This is a genomic window from Streptomyces sp. NPDC016845 (assembly GCF_044332585.1).
Taxonomy (GTDB): domain Bacteria; phylum Actinomycetota; class Actinomycetes; order Streptomycetales; family Streptomycetaceae; genus Streptomyces.
Map to the genome: position 1 here is coordinate 69,682 of NZ_JBIRPI010000023.1, position 16,874 is coordinate 86,555.

The 16,874-nt window shown below is 71.1% G+C and carries 11 protein-coding genes; 7 read left to right on the plus strand and 4 right to left on the minus strand.

Going from position 1 to position 16,874, the window contains the following annotated elements; genetic code table 11:
- The first annotated feature begins 3 nt into the window (after positions 1 to 3).
- Genes ACH4RC_RS35075 through ACH4RC_RS35090 form a run of 4 tightly spaced genes read left to right on the plus strand, consistent with a single transcriptional unit; the run spans position 4 to position 3,076 of the window.
- Entirely contained in the window at positions 4 to 246 is a 243-nt protein-coding gene (locus ACH4RC_RS35075; RefSeq protein WP_398208063.1) for a phosphopantetheine-binding protein, read from the plus strand.
- On the plus strand, positions 246 to 1,484 hold the full coding sequence (locus tag ACH4RC_RS35080; RefSeq protein ID WP_398208064.1) for a beta-ketoacyl-[acyl-carrier-protein] synthase family protein: 1,239 nt from the start codon (positions 246 to 248) through the stop codon (positions 1,482 to 1,484). Before ACH4RC_RS35075 ends, ACH4RC_RS35080 begins: the two co-directional genes overlap by 1 nt.
- Positions 1,485 to 1,497: 13 nt before the next feature.
- On the plus strand, positions 1,498 to 2,421 hold the full coding sequence (locus tag ACH4RC_RS35085; RefSeq protein ID WP_398208066.1) for an alpha/beta fold hydrolase: 924 nt from the start codon (positions 1,498 to 1,500) through the stop codon (positions 2,419 to 2,421).
- 28 nt (positions 2,422 to 2,449) lie between these two features.
- Positions 2,450 to 3,076 (plus strand): histidine phosphatase family protein, encoded by a 627-nt coding sequence (locus ACH4RC_RS35090; protein WP_398208068.1) that lies wholly within the window; start codon positions 2,450 to 2,452, stop codon positions 3,074 to 3,076.
- A 312-nt stretch (positions 3,077 to 3,388) separates the two neighbouring features.
- On the opposite strand, the gene ACH4RC_RS35095 is transcribed toward ACH4RC_RS35090, so the two are convergent.
- Together ACH4RC_RS35095 and ACH4RC_RS35100 are read right to left on the minus strand one after the other, a co-directional pair.
- Positions 3,389 to 3,778 carry a DUF6009 family protein gene (locus ACH4RC_RS35095; protein WP_361075653.1) on the minus strand — a complete coding sequence of 130 codons (390 nt, stop codon included), beginning with the start codon at positions 3,776 to 3,778 and terminating at the stop codon, positions 3,389 to 3,391.
- Between the two features lie 148 nt (positions 3,779 to 3,926).
- Positions 3,927 to 5,558: a phage/plasmid primase, P4 family gene (locus ACH4RC_RS35100; RefSeq protein ID WP_398208070.1), complete on the minus strand. Its 1,632-nt coding sequence runs from the start codon at positions 5,556 to 5,558 to the stop codon at positions 3,927 to 3,929.
- A 1,127-nt stretch (positions 5,559 to 6,685) separates the two neighbouring features.
- Here ACH4RC_RS35100 and ACH4RC_RS35105 point away from each other — a divergent pair.
- Positions 6,686 to 8,476: a hypothetical protein gene (locus tag ACH4RC_RS35105; RefSeq protein WP_398208071.1), complete on the plus strand. Its 1,791-nt coding sequence runs from the start codon at positions 6,686 to 6,688 to the stop codon at positions 8,474 to 8,476.
- 31 nt (positions 8,477 to 8,507) lie between these two features.
- Here the strand turns inward: ACH4RC_RS35105 and ACH4RC_RS35110 are convergent, their stop codons facing one another.
- Entirely contained in the window at positions 8,508 to 9,140 is a 633-nt protein-coding gene (locus ACH4RC_RS35110; protein ID WP_398208072.1) for a hypothetical protein, read from the minus strand.
- Complete coding sequence (locus ACH4RC_RS35115) at positions 9,137 to 10,063, minus strand: ParA family protein (protein ID WP_398208073.1); 927 nt, start codon at positions 10,061 to 10,063, stop codon at positions 9,137 to 9,139. The genes ACH4RC_RS35110 and ACH4RC_RS35115 overlap by 4 nt, the downstream gene beginning before the upstream one ends.
- Before the next feature lie 4,093 nt (positions 10,064 to 14,156).
- Here ACH4RC_RS35115 and ACH4RC_RS35120 point away from each other — a divergent pair.
- Both ACH4RC_RS35120 and ACH4RC_RS35125 read left to right on the plus strand, forming a co-directional pair.
- Positions 14,157 to 15,173: a bifunctional DNA primase/polymerase gene (locus tag ACH4RC_RS35120; RefSeq protein ID WP_398208075.1), complete on the plus strand. Its 1,017-nt coding sequence runs from the start codon at positions 14,157 to 14,159 to the stop codon at positions 15,171 to 15,173.
- On the plus strand, positions 15,170 to 16,864 hold the full coding sequence (locus ACH4RC_RS35125) for a phage/plasmid primase, P4 family (protein WP_398208076.1): 1,695 nt from the start codon (positions 15,170 to 15,172) through the stop codon (positions 16,862 to 16,864). Before ACH4RC_RS35120 ends, ACH4RC_RS35125 begins: the two co-directional genes overlap by 4 nt.
- Positions 16,865 to 16,874: the final 10 nt, after the last annotated feature.

The following is a 16,874-nucleotide window of genomic DNA, read 5'->3' on the forward strand; positions in this document are numbered from 1 at the left end:
CAGTTGCTGGAGACGACCGCCGACCATGTCATCGACCTGCTGGTGCGGATGTTCCGGCTCGCGCCGGAGAACGTACGTCCTGACGTACCGCTGTACCGGCTGCACATCGATTCGCTCGAACTGGAGGAGCTCCGGCTCATCCTGGAGGATGAGCTGGGCTGTGACCTGGAGGACGTGCATCTGACGTCCCGCAGCACAGTGCAGCAGTTGCTCGACGTCGTGTGCGAGAAGGCGGCGGTGGCGTGATGGCCGGGGCGAGGGGGCCGGGTGCCGTCGCGGTCACGGGCATCGGCCTCGTCACCGCCGCGGGACGCAACGCCAAGGAGACCTGGAACGAGGTCACTTCCGCGCGCGTGCCCGCGGGCGTGCGCAGGCCGGAGTCGCTGCGGGACCTGCCGTGCGACTTCATGTACGTGGTCGGGGGCCTGGAGCCGGAGACGGAGCTCGGGCGCGAGATCCGGCTCATGGACCGCTTCGCCCAACTGGCCGTGCTCGCGGCGCGCGAGGCCGTCGCCGACGCCGGGCTCACCCCGGAGAGCTGGGACGGCGCCCGCGTCGGCGTGGTGATCGGTTCGGCCCACGGCGGTCTGCGGTTCTACGACGAGCAGCAGGCCGTGCTCGACGGGCGCGGGCCCCGCCGGGTCTCCCCCAAGGTCGCCCCGGTGACCGTTCCCAACAACGCGGCGGGCAGCGTGTGCCGGGACCTCGGCGCGCGCGGGCCGAGCCTCGCGGTCTGCACGGCCTGCGCCTCGGGCAGCGACGCGATCGGCACCGCCCTCGACTGGCTGCGCGCCGGGCGCTGCGACATCGCCGTGGCCGGCGGGGCCGAATCGCTCACGTCGCGCCTCGTGTTCGCCGGTACGTGCCGGATGAAGGCCCTCTCCACGCGCGTGGACGACCCGGCCGCCGCCTGCCGCCCGTTCGACGTCGGCCGGGACGGCTTCGTGGTGGGCGAGGGGGCCGGGCTCCTCGTCCTGGAGGACCCCGAGCACGCGCGCGCCCGCGGGGCCACCGTCCGGGCGAGGCTCGCCGGGTACGGGGCCTCCAACGACGCCTGCTCGGCCGTCGCCCCGGACGAGCACGGGCGGGGCATCGAGCGGGCGCTGCGGGACGCGCTCGCGGACGCCGGCGTCGCCGCCTCCGACGTCGGCCACGTCAACGCGCACGGCACCTCGACCGTCATGAACGACCTCGTCGAGAGCGCCGCCCTGCACCGCGTCCTCGGTGACGGCCCGCTCGTCACGTCCACCAAGGCCATGACCGGTCACGCCCTGGGCGCCTCCGGCGGTATCGAGGCGGCCCTGACGGCGCTCGCCCTGGAGGCGCAGCTGGTGCCGCCGACGGTCAACCTGGACGTGCAGGACCCGGCCGTGCCCGTAGAGGTGGTGGCCAAGAACGCCCGCCCCGCGCGCCTGGAGTGCGCGGTGTCCACATCGCTCGGTTTCGGGGGCCACAACGCAGCCCTCGTGCTTGCCCGTGCCTGAGGTGAAGGAACGCATGCTCACGGAATCCGTCCGCTCCCTGACCGTGGACGGGCTGTCCTACGCCTACCGGACCGTGCGGACGGGCACGGCGACGGCCGAACCCCTGGTCGCGCTCGGCGGCGCGTTCCAGGGCATGTACGACTGGGCGCAGATGGAGGACGCCCTCACCGATGTCGCGGACCTGGTCACCACCGACCTGCCCGGCGCGGGCGACTCCGACCTGCTGCGGCCCGAGCACGGCGTGGAGCTCCTGGACGCGGCGCTCGAAGCCGTCGTCGACGACCTGGGCGCGGAGCGCATCAACCTCTACGGCTACTCCTACGGTTCGGTCATCGCCTACCGGTTCGCGCAGCACCACCCCGAGCGCTGCGCGCGGCTCGTGCTCGGCGGCGTCCCCGCGCGCGTGACCGACGCGGCGATCGCCCGGGGCCGGGACGCGGGCCGGCTCGTCGCCGCCGGGGACCTGGAGGGGTTCGCGGACGGGATCGCGGCGGAGATGTTCTGCCTGGACGAGAGCCGCTACGTGCACCGCCGCGACCTGGCCCTGCGCTTCTTCCGGCGCTCCCTGCTGCGCGTCGCCCGGCGCCCGCACGGCGACTACCTCCTCGGCCACGCCCTGGGGACCCACAGCAACCCGGTCGGCGGCCTCACGGGCGTGCCCGCGCTGGTCTTCGGCGGCGAGCACGACACCATCACCACCCTGGAGCAGCAGCGCGACTTCGCCTCGGCGATCGACGGCAGTCACTTCCTGCGGGTCCCCGACTGCGACCACATGATGATGCTGGAACGCCCGGACGCCGCCATCGCCCTGGTCACCTCCTTCATCACCGACACTCCGGCCCCCGCGCACGCGCTGAGCTCCGTGCCACGGACCGCCCGACGCGACCGCCGAAGCCGCAGCGCCGCGCCGGCCCGTCCCGGCCCGCCCGGGAACTGACGGCCACCGGGGCGGCGTCCCTGCCCGCATGCGAGATCGCTACCTGTATCTGGCCCGGCACGGTGCGGCCGTCTCCGAGGAGGGCGGGCTCACCGAGGCCGGGCGGCGCCAGGCCGGGCTGCTCGGGCGGCGGCTGCGCGGCGTACCGCTGACGGCCGTGCACCACGGGCCGCTGCCGCGCGCGGCGGAGACGGCGCGCCTGGTCGCCCGGCAACTGGACGGGGTGCCGCTGCACGCGCGCGAGGCGGCCGGGGACTACGTGCCCCACGTCCCCGGGCGCGACGAGCTGCCGCCCGGGTCGGCCGACGGCCTGCTGGCCCGCCTCGCCCCGGTCACGGAGCGGGAGCGGGCGCACGGCGCGGAGCTGGCCCGGCGCGCCCTCGCCGACTTCACCGGGCCGGTCGACGGCTCCGAGGCGGACGCGCCCCGGCACGAACTGGTCGTCACGCACGCGTTCCTCGTCGCCTGGCTGGTCCGGGCCGCCCTGGACGCGCCTGCCTGGCGCTGGCTGGGCTTCACGCCCGCCAACGCCGCGCTGACCGTGATCCGTTACTCCGAGGCCCGCCCCGCCGCCGTCCTCACCTACAACGACCTGAGCCACCTCCCCCACGACCTGCGCTGGACCGGCGTCCCCGCTCCGCTCCGCACGCCCTGACGGGCCGTGGACGAGCTACGGGGCGATGCCGCGCTGCACACGGTCGCGCCGGGCCGGGCCCGCGTGGCGGCGCCGGGCGAGACGCCCTGACGCCCTGACGCCCTGACGCCCTGACGCCCTGACGCCGTAACGCGCAAAAAAGCTCAACGTCGCACACGGGGGGATGCGACGTTGAGCGAGGTCCACGCTAGCCGGGAATGGGCGCCTCCCCGACCCGACTTCCCCACAGACGGCGGGAAATGATTCACGAGAAGCCCTGTACGCGGGCAGTCTCGGCGGTGGCGTTCACCGCATATGGCCGAATTCGGGGGTTCAGGAGCCCGCGGGCACTATGTCCGCGGTGCCCTGTGAGCGGGCCGTCTTCTCGCCGACCTTGCCGGGCTCGATCGTGCTCGGGTCGACCGCTTCGAGGGGCGCGCCGACGATGTACGGGCAGTCGGGGTCCTCGGGGCAGTTGGGCCGGTCGTGCGGCAGCAGGTAGAACGTGCGGCGGGCGAAGAGGCCGCTGTCGGAGCTGCGCGGGGCGCGCGGGGTGAGGTTGGTGTAGCCGATGAGGCGGCCGTCGCGCTCGTAGCGCGGCTTGCCCTTGCGGGTCCTGACCTTGTCGAGGGCCTGGCGTACGTAGTCGAGATCTTCCGGGTCCTCGAGCCAGACGACCTCGGCCTCCTGGGCGAGATCGCCTTCCTGCGGCATCGCGCTCATCGGGCCTCCTGTGTCCGGGCGGCCGTGCGGCGGCCTGTCCTTGTGGTGTGCGAGCGGCTCTGACCTGCGCGGGCGGGACGCGCGCGGTCACGGCGGCGCTCTCCATCGTACGGTCGGCCGGGGGGCGCTCCCAGTGCGCCGGGGGTGCTCACAGTGCCTTTCCCGCCTGAATGTCGCTTTCGTCAGGAAGCTCGGGAAGCAGGGCGAGGCCGGGGTAGAGCTTGGACGCGTTGCTTTTGATCATCTCGGCGGGTGAGGCCAGGCCGAGCTCCTGGCGGATGCGGCTGGCGAAGGCGCGTGGCGTGGAGGCCCGGATGGACTCCTCGAAGCACCAGCGGCCGTAGGTCTCGTAGAGGAGTTTCTGCTCCACGCGCAGGTCGGCGTCGGCGCCCTTCACGCAGCGTTCGCTGATGAAGCGGCCGATGTGGTCCTCGGTCGTCTCGTAGGCGGCGGTCGCGATCCGTACGGAGGTCGGCCCGGTGAGCGGGTCGCGGGTCGCGAGGTACTGCCTGGCGCCCTCGATCATCCACTGCAGGATGCCCGGCCCCTCGTCGGCGACGAGCTCGGCGGCGAGATTGTCGATCTTACGTTCGTTGGGTACGCGGCGCTCGAACGGGATGATCCGCATGCGGCGCCAGAAGGCGTGGCCGCCGGTGCCGACCTCGGGGCGGTGGTTGCCGAGCAGCCAGAGCTTGTGGGTCGGGGTGAAGGTGAAGAAGTTCTGCCGCATGCGGCGGGCGGTGATGGTGTCGCCGCCGGTCAGCAGCTTGACCCGGGCCTCGTTGAACTTGTCGTTGGGCTTGAGCTCGCTGCACACGACGATGCGGCGGCCGTGCAGCTCGGTCAGCTCGGTGGAGTGCTCGGTGAACTTGCCCTTCTCCATGAGGAAGCCGAGCGGGGCGGCGTTCGCGTAGTCGCCGAGGATCTGCATGGCCACTTCGAGCAGCACGGACTTGCCGTTGGCGCCGGAGCCGTAGAGGAAGGGCATGACCTGCGCGCCCACGTCGCCGGTGATCGAGTAGCCGAGCAGCAGGTGCAGGAAGCGGATGACTTCCTGGCCCTTGTCGTCCTCGCCGAACGTGTCGGTCAGGAACCGGGTGAAGCGCGGGATCGGCATCTTCTGCGGGGCGACGGCGGTTGCCCTCGAGTGCATGTCGGTGAGCGGGTCGGGCTTGCGCAGGGTGCCGGTGCGCAGGTCGACGACGCCGGCGGGGGTGCACAGGGCGTAGATGTCGCCGTCGAGGACGTCGGGGTCCAGGCGCAGCCCCGGGGCGGCCTGGGCCTGGAACAGCAGCGCCTTGAGGCCGGTGGTCGACTCGGAGTGGCGGCGGTGGGCGGCCAGCTTGCTGGAGGTGAAGCGGCCGCTCGGGTCGTGCTCGGCCAGTTGCTCGGCCATGTCCCCGGCGGCCCAGACGGCGGCCTCGTCGCCGCCGGTGAGCTTCCAGCGGTAGGTGTCCCAGGAGTGCCAGCCCATGCCGATGACATAGCGGAACTGGTCACGGTAGAGGCGGGCGAAGAGTTTCGCGTTGCCCCGGTCGGAGAGGGAGTCCGGGAGGAGGCCGTCGGGGGCCGGGGCGGCCGCCGGGGCGGACACGGCGGCCACGCGGGCCGCTTCGAGCGTGGCGGTCGCGGTGGCGGGGCGGGCCTCCGTCTGCTGGGCGGGCAGGCTCGGGCCGCCGCCGGGCTCGGGCGCGCCCGGCGTGTCGAAGTCGAACGCCTGCTGGCGGATCTGTTCGGCGGCCGTTTCGGCGTCGAAGCGGATGTGCTGCTCGGCGCTCATGAGCGTCCTCGGGGGTGGAACGGGCGCTGGGCGCCTGCGGACAGAGCGGACTCGATGACGAACTCGGTGCCGGGTGCGGTGCGGGTCGCATCCGTGGGCGCGCGCTCGCCCCGTTCGGGAGCGCCTGGCCCGGAGCGGACGCGCGTGGAGGTCGGCCCGTCGGAGAAGGGGTCCGGGACCGTTGCCGGTGTCGCGGACTCGCGGGCCAATGGATCGTCCTTGTCGGGCTGTTCGGGGCGTACAGGAGGCGTTGTCCCGGCAAGGAAGTCCTGGTCGGGGCGGGTGCCTGCGGGATCAACGGGGCTGAAGGGGCTCAGGTTTCAAGTTGACGGCCCGAGCGTAGCCCACGGTGGCGGCGTCCCGCGGGAGGGGGCTTTGCGTGTCGGAACCTTCAGCCCCTTCAGCCCCACACCCGCACGTGGACCCGCGGGGCTGAAACGCGTCCAGGCCCGCGGGCGGGGCTCGGCCCCTTCAGCCCCGGAAGGAAAAGTAGCAGGTCAGACGGGGTGCCCCAAGGAAGTGCGGGGCTGACGGGGCTGAAGGTCGTAGTTATCAGCCAGCTAGAACATGACCAGAGCATGACCAGAACATTAGGAGTCATACAAGCATTCATATACGCGCGCGCATATGCAGAGTCTCTGAGCAGTTGATAACTACAGGTTCCAGCCCCGTCAGCCCCGCACCTCGCGGGCGCACCGCTCTGACCTGCGGTTTTACGGCGGGGCTGAAGCGGGGCCAAAGGGCTCGGCACAGTTCGGCCCCGCTCCGGCCCCGTTCAGCCCCGCGACAGGGCGGGCGTGGCGCCGGGTTACCACGTACGTATGACATCGGCGCGGGTGCGCATACGCCCGGGGCCACCGCCGGGTCAGTGCTCACCGCAACCTGGAGCTTCAGCCCCGTCAGCCCCGCAAGCTCCCTCGACGCACCACTTGACCTGCGGATATCGCAACGGGGCCGAGATCGTGGGCGTACACCTCGAACGCGTGACCTGCCGTGCGGTCCCGACCGGGGTCCGCCCCGCGCCGGGCCCGCGCCGTGCGAGGGGCGCGGGCGGAGCGACCGGCGTCCCTGATGATGAGGACCGCCCGCGCAACTGATCATTCAAAGCTCGGAGTAGGTACATGGCGATGGACGCCACTACGCAGCAAGACCGCGACCGCGGCGACGACGACCGGGGCCGCGATCAGGACCGTGAGCACGACCGCGCCGCCGGGCGGGTGTGGGTGCTGCGCCTGGACCCCGACGGCCGTCCCGCCGCCGGGACCGTGAAGCTCTCCTGCTCGCGTCCGGCCTGCCCCGACCGGCGGCTGCCCAGCGCCGCGGCGGGCCGCAAGGCCGCGATCGACCACGTCAACCAGCACCTCTCCCACATCCGCGGCGACGGCGGCCCGCGCGGCGACGCCCTGTGCGGCTGCCGCGCCGCCGACTGCGCGTGGCACACCCCCGACCCGGGTCCGCTACCCGGCCGCCGGGAGGGAGCGCGGCCCGCCGCGCAGGCGATGCGGTGCGGCGGCCCCATGGTCCTGTCGGTCTACGCGGACCGGGCCGGGCGGCTGTGGCGGATCGCGGAGACGTGCGCCCGCTGCGCCGCCGCGACCGGCGGCCGGGTCCTGGACACGGCCCCTCCCACGGCCCGCACCGCCCAGAGCGGGCCCGGGCCCGGCCGGGAGAGTGCCGGGAGCCCTGAGGCGGCACGGGAGGGCGTGGCGGCCGTCTTCTCGGACCACCGGCCCGCCTCCCCCGCCGCGTCGGCGCCCGCTGCCGCGATGTTCAGCTCGCCGACCTCCTCGCTCACCCCGTCGCTCACCCCCTCGCCGGTCCCCGAAGCCGCCGCCGACGTGCCACGCGCGCGTGGCACCACCCCCGCCGGCATGCCCCGGCGCGCGCGGCGCGGTGGGAAGATCGCCCAGCGCACCGTGCCGCACGACCTGCAGCCCGACGTCCTGCGCGTGGAACTCGTCGAACTCGGCGACGCCTTCCGCGCCTACCAGAAGTGCGCCGAGCCCGACCTCGCCCGCCTGGCACACCTGCACGAGCGCAAGGCCCGCGCGTTCGCCTCCTGGGCCGACGTCACCGGCGACAGGTCGCTGCGCGCCGAGGCCGAGCGCGCCAGCAGCGCCGCGCAGACCACCCGCGAGATGTACGAGAACCGGGTCGGCCGCCCCTTCGACGGCGCGGGCGACGAGGGCGGGCCCGCCGTGGAGCGACTGCTGACCCGGGGGCAGGCCGTCCAGGCGCGGTCCGTCATCACCTACGTACGGGACAACTCGCCGCACCCGGACGCGGAGGCGCGCCTCGCGGTGCTCCTGCTCACCCTGCGGGCCGCGCGCGCGGGGACCGGGAACGTCACCGGGCAGGACGTCACCGGCTGGCTCCAGGACGAGGCGGAGCAGGTGTGTGAGCGGCTGGTGGAGGTGGGCTGGCTGCGGCTGCCCGGGACCGTCGCGGAACTGCTCGAGTCACGGCCGGAGGATCCGACGTCCTTCACCGTTCCGGCGCTGCTGCCCGCGGAGCCGCGCCCGTTCACCTTCGGTAAGTCGACCCGCTCACGGCTGTCGGGGTGGGCGCAGCGGACGGTGGGCGACCGCAAGATCCGCAAGAAGAAGCTGGGCGCCACGTGCCGCCTGCTCGCCCTCTACACGGCGGCCCACAGCTCGTTCGACGGAAGCCTGGCGTACCCCGGGCCCGGCGGCAGCGGGGACTGCGACGGCGGGGACGGCAGCGGGGACGGCGGGACGGGCGGCCTGGCCCTGGACCAGGCCGCCGTGTTCTGCGCCCTGACCGCCGACCAGGTCGCCGAACACGTCGAGCTGCTGGTCACCGCCGACTGGCTCGCCGAGGCCGAGGTCGACGCGGCGGCGGGCCGACTGCGCGGCAGACTCTCCAAGAGGGTGCTGCCGCTGGGGGCCCTGGTGTAGAGCGGCCCGCCATCCGTCGAGAAGCGAGAAGTCACGCGTCCCGGCGGCCCGGCAGGTACTGGTCGAGGACCGCCGCGAGGAACTTGGTGTGGTCCGGCAGCCCGGACTCGGCGACCAGCTGGTCGATGATCCCCTTCTGCGCCCTGGTCGGCTTGTACTGCAGCTGCACCGGGCCGAGGCCGCGCAGATCGGAGTCGTCGGGCTTGACCGTCACGGCGAACAGCTTCGACTGGAACTTGGGCTCCCGGCGCGCGTCCTGCACGACCTGCGCGATGCCCTTCTCGGCGGCCGCCTCGACGGCGAGCAGCACGATCTGGGTGTGCGTGATGTCGTTCTGCTTGCGGTACTTGCGAAAGCGCGCGGCGACGTTCTGCGAGACGTAGAAGCCGACCGGCTTGGCCGTGTCCGCGTCGCTCAGCGGCTCGGGCGCGGGCTCCGGGGCGCTCTGCCGGGCGGGCTGCGGGATGACGGTGGTGGGCGCGGCGACGGCCTGCGGAACGGGGGCGGCCACGGGTGCGGGCGCGGCGGCGGGTGCCGGGGTGGCCCAGCCGGCCAGGGCCGAGGACGGCGCCCCTCCCCCGCTGAACAGGTTGCCGACGCCCTGGTCGGACATGCTCTGCTCGTCGTCCTCGTCAGTGCGCTTCTTGCCCTTGGGCGGGGTCATGCGGCGGTTTCCTTCCTCAGCTCGAGAGCCCGAGCGAACATCTCTTCGGTGAATCCTTCATAGTCGGCCGTCAGGCCCTCGACAGTCTCCGGCACGGACCGGTCCCCGCCCCTGCGCCGGTCGGCCAGCTCCTGCACGAGCAGCCCTCGCTTGCGGACGAGCCTCGCCACCGACTCCGTGTGTCCGATGAGGTGCTTGAACATGTGTGCGTCCTCGCCGAGCACCTTGCGCACCTGCTGCCGTACGTCGGCGTGGATGCCGGTGTACGTCCGCCCGGTGTCGAACAGCAGCACGCCGAGCAGCTCCAGGTGCGGGTTGAGCTGGCTGACGAACCGTACGTACGAGAACTCCAGGCCGATCTGGGCCAGACCGTCCTCCGCGCCGCCGTCGCTCTTGACCGGGATGACCAGCCAGCGCGCGGTCGACAGGGCGAGCCGCTGCAGGGACGGGTTCTCCGGCGGGGTGTCGAGAATGATGATCTGGTACTGGTGCGCGATCGGCAGCAGGCAGTGCAGCAACCGCAGGTAGGCGTGCGGGCCTTCCTTCGCGAGCAGCGTGTGGAAGAAGATGCCGAACTCGTCCCCCAGGGCCGGGCCGCCCATGACGACGTCGAGGTTCTCCCGCACGTTCTCCCGGGGCTTGAGCTGCGTGCCGGTCCTGAGCGACTCGAGCAGGCCCGCGCCGCCGTCGTTCCAGTCGGCCCGCTTGTAGCCGAGCTCCCGGGCGATGTTGCCCTGCGCGTTGCAGTCGATGATGAGCGTGCGCAGACCGCTGCGCGCCGCCTTGCCCGCCGCGTTGGCCGAGACCGACGACTTCCCGACGCCGCCCTTGCCGTTGCCGAACATGAAGATGTGCGACAACGACGCCCAGGGGATCGGGGGCAGCTGCGTGTGGCTGCCAGGTGCTGCGAAGGGACTGGACATGGGTCCTCTCAGTCTGTTCAGGCCCGAACACGGGTGAAGACACGGGTAACTCGGGTGGCTCGGCTAAAGGTATGTCGCTTTTAGGGTCGTTCGTACAGCGAAAACTTCTCTCAGAACGATCCTGCGCTCAAAAACGCTCCGACATGGTGCGGAGTACCCCCCGGAACCCCTCCGTGAGGCTCCCTGAACGCCACCGGGCCACCGAAACAGCAGGCCAAAGGGGGTTCGGTCGTTAACGGCCAAGCACGCTCGCGCATCCTGCCCACCACCTGCTCCCTAGCCGGTCTGTCTACCTGACCCCACGCCGCTGTCCAAGTGGCCTGTCCTGCTTGGTTCATATCTGACACCCCTGCAGAACTGGTCATGTTCAGCGAAGTTGCGGCGCATGGAGATCGTCAGACTACCAGGGCCACTTCCGCCCCCACGCGAAGACACACGAACCTTCCCCCTTGTGAACAAAGGGTGGGGTGGGCTGCCGTGCTCAGGGGCAAGCCTGGTGCGGGGTCAGCGTTTTCGCCGGTGACCGGTCTTGCGGCTCGGCAGGTGAGGGGACCGGCAGGGCTGCTGGGCCGCCTGGTGATGGGCGGGGCGGGTGGCGGGTGCGTAAGCAGGGAGGTGTTGTGGCCGACCTGCGTTCGGGTGCTCAAGGTAGTGGGCAGGGCCGCTCGCTGCCTTGTGTGCGATGCCGTTTGCGGGGTGGTTGGTGGTCGGGCTTGCGTACAGGCTTGTGGTCCGGCCCGACTGTCGGTGGGTGCGCTCGCTGCCAGCCTGATGCGTAGGTGTGTGCGTAGGTGTGTAGGCCGTCATGCATGCTGCCTTAGGGGCGGCTTCGTCAGTACGCAGATGAGCGCGCGGACTTGTAAGCGTGTCTGCAGTTAGGTTGCTGGGCGTGCGGTGTGACCTGGGTGTGCACTCATCGGCGCTCGCGCTTGTTCGCGTGTGGCCAGTTGGGCGTGGCGACGAGTGGCCAGTGCGGTTGTCCCTGGGGCTGATCAGCTGATGACCTCGGGAACTGCCATGCCTGCCCGTAGGCCGGTCGCTGAATGCACCAGCGGGTTCATTTAGGAGCGCACCAAGGGTTTCGCTTGCTGGCCGGTCGAAAGGTTGGCGCGCGCGCTCATCCTTGTGTGTACAGGCACGGCGGTCGCCGTGCCTGCATGCGGCTGCACTGCCGTTCCTGGTGGGACCTGCACAAGCAATGTCACTGCAACGGCCACATGCATTCAGGTGGACGGTCAGGCGCACCCTCTCGTTGCTGCCCAGATAGCAACGCAGGCCGACAGGCCAACTCGCAAATATGTCGGCGATCTGGCAGTGAGTAATGCGTGGCAGCTCATCAGACTCGCCGCGTCCGCTCGCACTTGTTTCTAGGCATACAGATAGGCCTAGGTGCCGGTTGTGCTTCAAAGGGGCAACAGTGTTGCGTGCAGGGCGTTGCTCACCGCCTGTATAAAGGTTTGCACGCAAGCTTGCTCCAATGTTTGCGACGTTGTTTGTTTTGCCTGGTCACAGGCTGTTTTATTGTCCTAGATCGATTGTCATCCTACGGGCATCGGCTGCGATGGCCAAGCACCCTGCCGCCAACCTCAAGGCACATCAGTATCGCCCGCGTTGACTCTGCCCAGTCGGTCATCGTCTGTACCGGAAGCTCGTAGGAGCAGGTTCGCGTGGCGTGTGGGCGCGTAGGCGGTCCTCGACGGGAGCTCGCTGCGAACTCGCCGGGCCAGTGGCTGCGCCCGTTGCAGAGGTGGGTCTTGCGCCGGGCGCTGATCCGTCTGCGGAGTGGAGACACGGGCTGGTTCGCTCTTGCGTATCCGAGTTCGGGCGAAACGGTCGCTGTTGCGGGGCTCGTGCCTACGTCGAGCAACTCACCCGCGTGTAGCGACAGCCGTGCGGGACACGCCTGACCGCCGACGCAGCGGACGCGGTAGCTGGCCGCAAGCCGCCTGGTTGCGGCCCCGTCCCGGGGATACCCTTCTGGCGGTCTGGCGGTCGATGATGGGAAGGCATCTGCGAGTCCTGCCATCGTTGCGGAGCGAGCACCTTCCAGGGCCCGAGGGGCTTCGAGGTGAAGCCAGCCGGGGCGCGGTCATAGGCGCGGACAGCAGCAGGGCAGTGAGGCAGCGAGACGACGTCAGCGGGCCATGCAGGTGGCTTCGTCGGGCGCCGGGCGGGGCGTCGGTTGCGTCGGTTGCAGGCGTCTGATGGCGTCTGGCGGGTCGGCCTGCGGATGCCCGTAGTACTGCGAGCGAACAGCTGATGATCCGCCCAGTCATGCACGGGGCTTGCGACCTGCTGCCGCCGACAGACGCATCGGGGCGGAGACCGGCTCTCGTGCGGAACCTCAGATGTGCTGCCGCACGCAACCGGTTCTGTTCCGGCCGCGACAGGCTGCGCCCCTTCGGAGATCACGCGAGGGCTGCGCACGCGCCACCGTCCGACCCGGCGCCCGGCCCGACGGTCCAAGTGAGCGAGCGCGCGTCTACCCGGACCAGTCGGCGGCCGTTGCCCGCAACCCTCGGGCAGCCGGAGCAACCGCCTACTGGTGCGCGAGCCCCGGATCAAGCCACGTACTCGGCGACCGACAACGCACTCCGCACCCTCACGAATCGACGCAGCGCGCGGCACCTGATCGCCCCCGGCGGGCGATCAGAACCGATCTTCATCTCTCGGAGTCCAGCGCTGCCCTGGACGCGGGAACCGCGGGGGAGAGGCTCAACGCCCGCGTCCGGGGCCCATCCCCAAGCCACCTCCGCGACCCGCCCCCTGAGTGCCAGCGGCTCGGTGGTGCGGTCGTCGCGGTCAGCGCCTTCCGCCGGGGCACCGGCGTGCGTACCGTGCCGCTCGCTCGCGGACTCGGACGTCCGGGGCGCTCCTGAGACCCCGAACAGTGAAACCGTTCGAATCGCCGGGACTCGCCGCAGCAGCGTGCCGGGGGAGGCCCCGCCCAGGCGCGCTGTCACCGGCCGGGAACGCAGCAGCTGTCGGCGGCAGCCGCACGGTGGGGAGTCGCGCCCCAGTGCTCGATCGTGGGTTCGGACCTCCTCGGAGAGCGTTCCGACGGGTTCCCCCGCGTTCTCGGTCGGCGCTCTCAGAGGCTCTCAGAGAAGTCATTGAGGATTCAAGTATTCGTGAACCGGTGTGGCGGCGGATGGGGGAGGGTAAGCCGACTCCCTGGTCGCCACTCCCCGCTGTAGTCCCTCGGTGACCCTCAGCGGCCCCCCTGTGCCGTTCTGCGGGCCTCTCCCACCCCTATTGGCTCCCCGGGGCCTCCAGGGGTCCGCAGGGCCTCCAGGGCGGCTCAGGGGGCTTCTGGGGCCACCGGCACTTCTGGATGCGGCTGGGACGGGCGGTACGGGCCGAATGTTGACCCCGCCCAGCCAAAAACGGCCCAAAACGCGGGGGCGAGACCGGTGCCGCCGTTCAGTCCCGCTTCAGTCCCGCTTCAGTCCCGTTCAAGAAAGCCCAGGTCACAGCCGCGCACGGGCTTCTCTCGGGCTTTTTACGGGACTGACGGGACTGAACCCCCTTGTTCCTAATCATGTGTGTGTGCGGGTATGCGCGCGTACGTAAGGAACACATAAGGACACGTACGTAGCTTATAAGGGGAGGGTTCAGTCCCGTCAGTCCCGTGATTTTTGAGGTGAACCCCTCTGACCTGGGCTTATGTCTACGGGACTGAAGCGGGACTGAAGCCCGTGCGGGACTGAACGGGATCGGGGGAGTGCTTCAGTCCCGTAAGCCGACGCCCGCAATGGTGCGCCTAGTCGGGAATGTCTTGTATGCCCGTACGCGGGACTGACGGGACTGTAGTTTCGACGACGCGCGGGGGCATACTGGGCGGGCCCTCGGGTGCGCTAGTCTCGGCAGCGCATTGTCGGAAACTCAGTCCCTTCAGTCCCGTTGGCCGTCGGGAGACCCCCGCTGGCCACAGGTTTTTGTCAGGAACTGGGCAGCGACGAGTCAACCTTTGACCAAGGACTTCCGAGGACTAGTAGTGCCGCGTCAGCCTGCGTCGAGCTCGCCGGCCCCGGAGGGGGCCACGGAGCAGCCCCACGCTGTCGCCCGCTGGTGTGCACGGGCGGGGTGGCCCGTGCATCCGCTGGCGCCCCGGCAGAAGACGCCCGCCGCCAACTGCGAGGCCTGCAAGGAGAACCGGCACCGACCTGCGGAGTGTCCGTGCATCCGGGCCGGGCGCTGGTGCCACGGCTTCCACGCGGCCACCACGTCCCTGGAGCGGATCGACGCCTGGTGGGGCACGCACCCCAGGTTCGGGGTCGGGGTCTCCTGCGGGCCGGCGGACCTCGTCGTCATCGACGTGGACGCGCACGCCGCGCAAGTCCCGGACCGTTCCCGCCTGTTGCCTGGTATCCCTATCGGGCCGAAAGTGGATCTAGCTGGTCTGGCCACAGGTTTTCACACGCTGGCACTGCTGGCCGCGCTGCGGGGGACGCCCTCTCCCGCCGAGGACGAGGGCACGCTGCGCATTCGAACACCATCCGGGGGGCTGCACATCTGGTACCGAAATCCTCATCCAGGGACCCGTTACAGGTCGTCCACCGGATCGAGCCCGAGAACAGCCCTCGCCTGGCAGGTCGACGTCCGTTCGGACAACGGTTACATCGTCGCGCCCGCGACCCGTACGACCGCGGGGCGCTACACGCGCGTGGGGAAGGCCCGTACGCCCGCCTCGCTGCCGCAGTGGCTCGCCGACGAGCTCACCCGCACCGGCCATGTCCCCGGGGCGCAGGAGCCGCCTCAGGCCCCTTCCGGTGCCCCTGGTGCCTCTGGCGTCTCTGTCGCCGCTCGCGTGTCGAGGCGGCGTGCCCCCGCCGCGGCGAACCGGATCCTGGAGCCGTTGCTCGCGGAGGTCACGGCCTGTGCGGCGACCCCGGAAGGCGCCAGCTTCACGGAGAAACTGAACCGGGCCGCGTACGCCGCGGGCGGCCTGGTCCACGGCGGTCACCTGGCGGAGGCCGAGGTGCGTGACCTGCTGGAGGCGGCGGCGCGACAGGCCCGGCCGCACCAGGAGCGGCGCAACCTGGCCGTCATCGACTCCGCTCTGTCCGCAGGCGCCCAGCGCCCGTTCCACCCCCGAGGACGCTCATGAGCAGCGACGAGCAGCCACCCCGCTTCGACGCCGTCGCCGCCGCCGAACAGATCCGGCAGGAGGTGCGGCAGGAGAGCTTCGACCTGGATCTGGACGCGGACCCGGACCCCGGTCCGGACCCGGCCGACTCCGGCAGCCGCGGTCGGCCGGGCGTTCCGGCGCAGCAGGACCGGCCCCGCGCCACGCGCTCCGGCGAGGTCCCCGTGGAGCACGCCGCCGTCGTCGACGAGGGCGACCGTGGCGGCCTGTTCCCCGACGAGCTCACCGACCGGGGCAACGCCAAGCTGTTCGCGCGCCTCTTCAGCGACCGTTTCCGGCACGTGGAGGGCCTGGGCTGGTACTGCTGGGAGCAGTACCGCTGGAAGCGCACGGGCGGCGAGAAGGCGGCGCTGTGGGCGGCCGGTGACATGGCCGAACAGATCCCGGCGAGCGACCCGCGCGGCCTGTTCAGCAACCGCGACCTGCTCATGCACCGCAGGCGTACGCAGTCCACCGCCGGCATGAAGGCGCTCCTGCACCAGGCGCAGGCCGCGCCCAGTCTGAGCCTGGACCCGGACGTCCTCGACGGTGACATCTACGCCCTGTGCACCCCGGCGGGGGTCGTCGACCTCAAGACCGGCGCCCTGCGCAAGTCCGACGCGCTCAGCGACATGCACTCGCGCGCGACGACGGTCGCCCCGCAGAAGATGCCGATCCCGCGCTGGGACCGCTTCCTGCGCGACACCTTCGGCGACGACGAGAAGGGCCTGGAGACCACGCGCTTCCTGCACGTGCTCCTCGGCTACTCGATCACCGGCGACGTCGGCGGCCAGGTGCTGCCGTTCCTGTACGGCTCCGGCGCCAACGGCAAGTCCGTGCTGCTCGACGTCATGACGCAGGTCCTCGGCGACTACGCCAACGCCGCGCCGCCCGGGTTCCTCATGGAGAAGGGCAAGTTCGCCGAACACTCCACCGAACTCACCGAGTTGCACGGGCGCCGGATAGTCGTGTGCAGCGAGCTGAAGCCGAACGACAAGTTCAACGAGGCCCGCGTCAAGCTCCTCACCGGCGGCGACAAGATCACCGCCCGCCGGATGCGGCAGGACTTCTTCTCCTTCACACCGACCCACAAACTGTGGCTGCTCGGCAACCACCGGCCCGAGGTCGGCACCGGCGGCCACGCCTTCTGGCGCCGTATGCGGCTGATTCCGTTCGAACGTGTCGTGCCCAACGAGCGAAAGATCGACAATCTTGCCGTGGAGCTGGTCCGCGACGAGGGCCCCGGCATCCTGCACTGGCTGATCGAGGGGGCCAAGCGCTACCTCGACACCCGCGACCCGCTGCACGGCCCCGTCTCGGTGCGCCTGGCCACGGCCGCGTACGAGACGACCGAGGACCACATCGGGCGCTTCATCGGCGAGTGCTGCACCAAGGGCGAGGACGGCCGCCCCAACCCCGACCTGCGGGTCGAACAGAAACTGCTCTACGAGACGTACTGCCGCTGGTGCGCCGAGGAGTCCATCAGGCCCTCCTCCAGCCGCGCCTTCGCCAGCCGCATCCGCCAGGACCTCGGCCTCGCCTCCCCGGCCGAGATGATCAAGAACAACGACCGCAAGCTCTATCCGGGCCTCGCCCTGCTGCCCGACGGTTCACACGGTTCGCACGGTTCGCACACCGAGTCGAACACGCAGAGTGGGGGAGGAGGCCGGTGAGGCGGGTGAG